Genomic DNA, 6,204 nt, shown 5'->3' with positions numbered 1-6,204 from the left:
GCGGGGCGCCGGGCGGCGCGGGTGCGGCCGGGACCGGTGGATCGTCCTCCGGGGCGGCTGGGTCGGCGGCTCGCGTTCACGGGCCCAGCCTAGTCGATCGGTCCCGGGACCGAGGCGTTCGAAGGCCCCCGCGCCATCGGCGTGGGGGCCTTCGATTCGCGAACTGCTTCAGCTCCCCTTCAGCCGGCTTCAGCCCTGCTTCAGGTTCGCCTCGCTAGCGTTCTACTTGCCGAACTTCGGGAAGGCCGAAGCGCCGGCGTAGCGGGCGGCGTCGCCGAGGTCTTCCTCGATGCGCAGCAGCTGGTTGTACTTGGCGACGCGGTCCGAGCGGGCCGGGGCACCGGTCTTGATCTGGCCGCAGGTCATGGCGACGGCCAGGTCGGCGATGGTGGTGTCCTCGGTCTCGCCGGAGCGGTGGCTCATCATGCAGCCGAAGCCCGCGCGGTGGGCCATCTCGACGGCGTCGGTGGTCTCGGTGAGCGAGCCGATCTGGTTCACCTTGACGAGGAGGCCGTTGGCGGCCTTCTCCTCGATGCCGCGGCGGATGCGCTCGGGGTTCGTCACGAACAGGTCGTCGCCGACGATCTGGAGGCGGGAGCCCACGGCCGCGGTCAGCGCGGACCAGCCGGCCCAGTCGTCCTCGGAGAGGGGGTCCTCGATGGACACGAACGGGTAGGCGCCGATGAGCTCCTCGTAGTAGGCGCTCATCTCGTCGCCGGTCTTCTTCTGGCCCTCGAAGAGGTAGGCGCCGTCGGTGAAGAACTCGGTGGCGGCGACGTCCATCGCGAAGGCGATGTCGGTGCCGAGCTTGTAGCCGGCCTTCTCGACGGCGACCGAGATGAGGTCGAGCGCGGCGCGGTTCGAGTCGAGGTTCGGGGCGAACCCGCCCTCGTCGCCCAGGCCGGTGGACAGGCCGCGGTCCTTGAGGACCGACTTGAGCGCGTGGTACGTCTCGGCGCCCCAGCGCAGGGCCTCCTTGAACGTCGGCGCGCCGATCGGGGCGATCATGAACTCCTGCACGTCGACGTTGGAGTCCGCGTGGGACCCGCCGTTGAGGATGTTCATCATCGGCACCGGCAGCAGGTGCGCGTTCGGGCCGCCCACGTAGCGGTACAGGGGCAGCTCGGCCGAGTCGGCGGCGGCCTTGGCCGCGGCGAGCGAGGCGCCGAGGATGGCGTTCGCGCCGAGGTTGGACTTGTCGGGGGTGCCGTCCGCGTCGAGGAGGGCCTGGTCGACGAGGCGCTGCTCGGAGGCCTCGATGCCGATGAGCGCGTCGCGGATCGGGCCGTTGACGTTGTCGACGGCCTTCTCGACGCCCTTGCCGAGGTAGCGGCCCTTGTCGCCGTCGCGCAGCTCGATGGCCTCGAAGGCGCCGGTGGACGCGCCGGACGGGACTGCGGCCCGCTGGAGCGTGTCGTCGTCGAGCAGGATCTCCACTTCGACCGTCGGGTTGCCGCGGGAGTCGAGGATCTCCCTAGCGCGGATGTCTTCAATCGCAGCCACTGTCACTCCTGAAATAGCCGAATCTGACGATCGCCCCGATTACGGGGCCGTGTCCGAAGGATTTCGGCCGACCCGACGCTGCGCCGGCCACAGCTCCTCAGCCTACGCCCCGGCCCCGGCGGCAGTGCCTCCGAGCCGCGAAAACGCGATGGCGCTCGCGGGGCCTCCTCGTGTTACATGGGGGATGGACCGGGCGCTATAAGGTGGAGGCCTATCTCAGATCAGACACCTGTGCTAGGCGAGCCCCCCAGATGCCGCCGAGCCGCGGCCCGCGTGCTTCGCCGAGAGCGTCCGTGCATCTCCATCGCCCTAGCACTATGGAAGTGGAGCCCCATGATCGTGCAGAACCCCCTTCTGCGCTGCGCCGTGCTCGGCGCCGCGGCGCTGCTGGCGCTCGCCGGCTGCTCCGGCGGAGGCGGCGCCGAGGAGGAGGCCTCCGAGGACCAGGCCGCGCTCACCGAGCTGAGCGAGCGCCTGTCCGACGGCGAGGGCCACGCCTACACCGCCGAGTACCTCCTCGAAGGCACCGACGACCCGCTCCTGGTGGCCGTCGACCCCGAGGCCGGGACCGCCGCCGTGGTCGTCGGCGACCGCCCGTCCCTGTGGTCGGGCGAGGACGCCGCCGAGCTCGGCGTCTGGCTCGGGCAGGAGCTCGACGGCCTGCTGCCGACCGAGGCCGACGTGGCCTCCTGGCTCGCCGCGGCCGCGGCCGACGCCGCCGCGAGCGCCGAGTTCTCCGACACCACCCTCGCCGGCGAGCTCGCGAACTGCGCCGACGTCCAGGGCGCCGCCGACGGGCCCGTCGGCTCGTTCGAGGTCTGCGTGACCACCGTCGGCGTCATCGCGTCGGTGACCGCGAAGGTCGGCGATACCGCGTACACCGCGAAGCTCGTGAACTACCACGACGGCGTCGACTCCGCCTGGCTGGAGGACATCACCGGACAGGGCAGCACGAGCAACCAGTGAGAATCAGGCCGCGCCGCCGGGCGCGGCGCGTTACAGTCGCTCGGCGGGCCGGGAAGGGCGCAACGGGGGTACACCTGAGAAGGTGTCGGCGCCGGACCCGGCCCGCCGCTCACTTGAAGTAGCCCGCATCACAAGCCATATCCCGCTTGCGCACCCCCCGCCAGTACCGTGTAAAGTTGTCGTCGTTGCCGCGGCAAGCCGCGAAGACAAGGCAAGCTCCCGTCGTCCAGGGGCCTAGGACGCCGCCCTCTCAAGGCGGAAACGGCGGTTCGAATCCGCTCGGGAGTACCAGTGAGGGTCGACTTCGGTCGGCCCTTTTTTGGTCTTCCGAGAGGCTGGTGCGCATGATCGGTGTGGTCGGGGAGGCCCTGGTCGATCTGGAGGTCGGGGGCGACGCCCGGCGGCCGGTGGCGCATCCCGGCGGGAGCCCGATGAACGTGGCGGTGACGCTGGGGCGGCTGGGTTCGGCGACGGCGTTCCTGGGGCGGTTGTCCTCGGACGCGTTCGGGAAGCTGCTGCGGACGCACCTGGCCGAGTCCGATGTCGATCTGCGGTGGATCGTCGACGCCGAGGAGCCCACGAGCCTGGCGATCGTGTCGGTCGATCCGGGCGGGGCGGCGAGCTACGCGTTCCATACCGAGGGGACCGCCGACTGGCGGTGGAGGAGCGGGGAGCTGCCGCGGGACCCGGGGGTGGACGCGATCCACGCCGGGTCGCTGGCGCTCGCGCTGGAGCCGGGCGGGCCGGTGCTGGAGCGGTGGCTCGCGGGGCTGAGCACGCGGACGACGATCAGCCTGGACCCGAACGTGCGCCCGGCGCTGCTGGGCGACCGGGACGCGTACCGGGAGCGCCTGGAGCGGTGGCTGACGTTCTCGTCGATCGTGAAGGTGTCGGACGAGGACCTGGCCTGGATCTGGCCCGGCGAGGAGCCGGAGAAGCTCGCCGAGGCGTGGATCGCGAAGGGGCGCAAGCTGGTCGTGGTGACGCGCGGCGGGGACGGGTCGCTGGTGTGGGCCGACGGGGAGTCGTTCGCGGTGGCGGCGGCGCCGGTCGCGATGGTCGACACCGTCGGCGCCGGGGACTCGTTCAGCGGCGGGCTGCTGGACTGGCTCTCCCGCAATGGGCGCCTTCGGTTCGGGGAGATTGAGAATCTGACTTCCGACGAGGCGCTCGAAGCGGTTCACTTCGCTTCGAAGGTCGCGGCGTTCACCTGCTCTCGCGCGGGCGCCAATCCGCCGTTTCGATCAGAGCTGGAATGACTTCGGGCCCGGACGCTAGCGTCCGGGCCCGCTTGCTCACTGCGCCTTGGTGATCGACGCCGCCGCGGCCTTCACTTCGTGGATTCCCTGGCGGCCGAACGGGTCCCGGACCTCGACCGCGAGGCCGGGGGCGAGGAGGCGGGCGACCTCGTGTTCGCTCGCGAGGCCGTCGTCGCCGGCGGGTTCGGGCTTCCAGTCGTCGCCGCGCTCGTGGTATTCGGCGAGGAAGGCTCGGAGGGCGCCGAGGTCGGTGAGGGCCTCGCCGCGCATGGCCTGGATCTGGAGGTCGACCCGCCAGGCGCCGCCGGGGAGCTGCGTCTCCCAGACGCGCTGGACGAATGCCACACCGCCCCACTCGAACTCGAAGTCGGAGGAGGCGCCGAGGCGGTCGGGCAGGTACCCGACCGCGAGGCCGCCGATGTGCGTTTCCTGGCTGCTCACAGTCATTTCTCCATTGTAGGCATTTGACGGTTTTGAGGCGCTCAGTCGGTTGATCCGTCTTGTCCGTGAATCAACAGTTGCGTAAGTTCGCCATGTCTTGTTGGTAAAACATGTGATTCACCCCTTGCGGGGCAATGACATCCCATGATTCGATGATCCGGATCGGCGACGCATTCGCGCCTGTCGATCGATGTACCCCGGCAGACGCAGCGTCCACCCTCCCCCACAGGAGCCTCCCCCATGCAGACACTCAAGCGCGCGGTCGCGGTCGTCGCGGCGGCCTCGCTCGCGGTCCTCGCCGTCCTGGTCCTCGACTCCGCCCCCGCCCAGGCCGTGCGGCCGCCGGGCATCCCGTCGACCTCGACGGCCTACACCGAGCTGGCCGCGCTGACCGTGGCTGCGGAGTCGCACGGCGACTCGTACGACCGGGACCTGTTCCCGCACTGGTCGAGCGTGGGCGGCGGCTGCACCGCGCGCCAGTACGTGCTCGCCCGCGACGGGGTCGACGTCGAGACCGGCTCGGACTGCCAGCCCGACTCGGGCTCGTGGCAGTCCGACTTCGACAACACCTGGACGACCACGGTCTCCAACGCCACGATCGACCACGTGGTGGCGCTGTCGGAGGCGTGGGCCTCGGGCGCCTGGGCGTGGACCACCGCCGAGCGCCAGGCCTTCGCCAACGACGTGAACTCGCCGCAGCTGTGGATCGCGACCACGTCGGCGAACTCCTCGAAGAGCGACTACGACCCCGCGGAGTGGATGCCGGTCAACACGACCGGGCTGCGCTGCGACTACGTCAAGGCCTGGATCCACGTGAAGTACCTGTACGACCTGAGCGTGGACTCCGCCGAGGCGAACGCCATGGAGTCGCACCTCGACACCTACTGCTAGAACGGATGAAGGCGGCGCCCCGGCCGGGGCGCCGCCTTTCACATGCTCGAAGCGAGGGCTATCAGGCCGACCAGCGCCGCGAACGCGAGCGCGATGATCGCGATGATGAGCCCTGTGAGCGCCACGCCCTTGCCGGAGACGCCGCCCCGGGCGGCGCGGATCTGGCGGCGGGCGTAGATCGCGAGGAACAGCGAGCCGAGGCCGAACAGGGCCGAGGACATGAAGAAGGTCAGCCCCGCGAGGGGGCTGAAGGCCGCGGAGAGCAGCCCGGGGACGGCCCCGAGGATGGCGCCGATGCCGGCGATCAGGGACCCGATGGCCGGTCCGGAGGGGATCGGCTTGAGGCGCGGCTGCACGATCGCGAAGCCGTCGATGGTCACCGGTGCCGGGACGGACCAGTGGGGGGCGTAGAACGGCGGGGCCTGCGGATACGGCTGCGGCGGGTATCCGTGGAGGCCCGGCTGCTGCATCTGGGGGTGGTGCACGGGGGCCGGGGGCGGCTGGAGATGAGGTTGGTACGGGTCCGCGGTCACGTCCCCAGACTATCCGCCGCGGAGCGTCCTCGCGACCTCGGCGAAGTAGTCGTCGACCTCGGCGGTGTCGTAGCCGCGGAGGGTGAGCTGGAAGCCCATGTTGGTGAGCGAGTCGGGGTGGGGCGGGGCTCCGGAGTCCGTGGCGGTGCGGATGCGGGCCACCGCTCGGTCGACTTGGGCGCGGTCGTATCCGCGGAAACGGACAGAGAAGAAGGGGTTCTCCATACGTCACAGTCTGCCAGGTCAGCGCCACGCTTTGGGATCGACCCACCGTCTGGTGAATTTGTGGGGAAATATCAACTTCTAACGGGCGCAATCTAAGTGAGCAAACGTTTCCATCGTTTCACCTGGTGACGGATGCTCCCGGGGAATGCGGTGGCGATCGCGGCGGCGGCGCGGGCGTCCTCTTCCGAGACCGCGTGGGGGGCGAAGGCCGCGGCGTTGACCAGACGCGGCAAAGGCCCGATATCGGCCTTCAGCGACGACAGCTGCACCGCCGCCTCTTCCGCGTTGGCGTGGCCGGGGACCTTGACGCCAGCGCGGGCGGCCGCGGCGAGCACTTCGGCCCAGGCGCCGGCGACGCGGTCGGCCGGGCCGCCGCGCCGCAGTCT

At 70.6% G+C, this 6,204-nt stretch carries 7 protein-coding genes, 1 tRNA gene and 1 pseudogene; 4 read left to right on the top strand and 5 right to left on the bottom strand.

Translation table 11 applies throughout. From position 1 onward, the window contains the following. Positions 1-222: 222 nt before the first annotated feature. Positions 223-1,503: a phosphopyruvate hydratase gene (gene eno, locus DI269_RS14290; protein WP_112136931.1), complete on the bottom strand. Its 1,281-nt coding sequence runs from the start codon at positions 1,501-1,503 to the stop codon at positions 223-225. A gap of 339 nt (positions 1,504-1,842) precedes the next feature. Here eno and DI269_RS14285 point away from each other — a divergent pair, with 339 nt between their 5' ends. From DI269_RS14285 to DI269_RS14275, 3 genes are all read left to right on the top strand, one after another. Beyond that, a complete protein-coding gene (locus tag DI269_RS14285) occupies positions 1,843-2,469 on the top strand; it encodes a hypothetical protein (RefSeq protein WP_157974989.1) in 627 nt (208 codons plus the stop codon). A gap of 215 nt (positions 2,470-2,684) precedes the next feature. Then, positions 2,685-2,760 (top strand) — tRNA-Glu (locus tag DI269_RS14280). A 53-nt stretch (positions 2,761-2,813) separates the two neighbouring features. Beyond that, positions 2,814-3,728: a carbohydrate kinase family protein gene (locus DI269_RS14275; protein WP_157974988.1), complete on the top strand. Its 915-nt coding sequence runs from the start codon at positions 2,814-2,816 to the stop codon at positions 3,726-3,728. A gap of 36 nt (positions 3,729-3,764) precedes the next feature. Here the strand turns inward: DI269_RS14275 and DI269_RS14270 are convergent, their stop codons facing one another. Next, positions 3,765-4,175: a hypothetical protein gene (locus tag DI269_RS14270; RefSeq protein ID WP_157974987.1), complete on the bottom strand. Its 411-nt coding sequence runs from the start codon at positions 4,173-4,175 to the stop codon at positions 3,765-3,767. Between the two features lie 234 nt (positions 4,176-4,409). On the opposite strand from DI269_RS14270, the gene DI269_RS14265 reads away from it, so the two are divergent. Then, the gene (locus DI269_RS14265; RefSeq protein ID WP_112136923.1) at positions 4,410-5,060 is read left to right on the top strand and encodes an HNH endonuclease family protein; all 651 of its coding nucleotides are present in this window, start codon (positions 4,410-4,412) and stop codon (positions 5,058-5,060) included. Positions 5,061-5,098: 38 nt separating this feature from the next. On the opposite strand, the gene DI269_RS14260 is transcribed toward DI269_RS14265, so the two are convergent. From DI269_RS14260 to DI269_RS14250, 3 genes and pseudogenes are all read right to left on the bottom strand, one after another. Next, positions 5,099-5,593 (bottom strand): hypothetical protein, encoded by a 495-nt coding sequence (locus DI269_RS14260; RefSeq protein ID WP_157974986.1) that lies wholly within the window; start codon positions 5,591-5,593, stop codon positions 5,099-5,101. Between the two features lie 9 nt (positions 5,594-5,602). After that, positions 5,603-5,818 carry a DivIVA domain-containing protein gene (locus DI269_RS14255; protein WP_112136933.1) on the bottom strand — a complete coding sequence of 72 codons (216 nt, stop codon included), beginning with the start codon at positions 5,816-5,818 and terminating at the stop codon, positions 5,603-5,605. Between the two features lie 92 nt (positions 5,819-5,910). After that, positions 5,911-6,204 (bottom strand): annotated as a pseudogene (locus DI269_RS14250) (hypothetical protein); the annotation flags it as partial.

This window comes from Glycomyces dulcitolivorans (assembly GCF_003265355.1).
GTDB lineage: Bacteria > Actinomycetota > Actinomycetes > Mycobacteriales > Micromonosporaceae > Glycomyces > Glycomyces dulcitolivorans.
The sequence above is the reverse complement of the archived record's forward strand: the minus strand, read 5'-3'. Positions and strand labels throughout refer to the sequence as shown.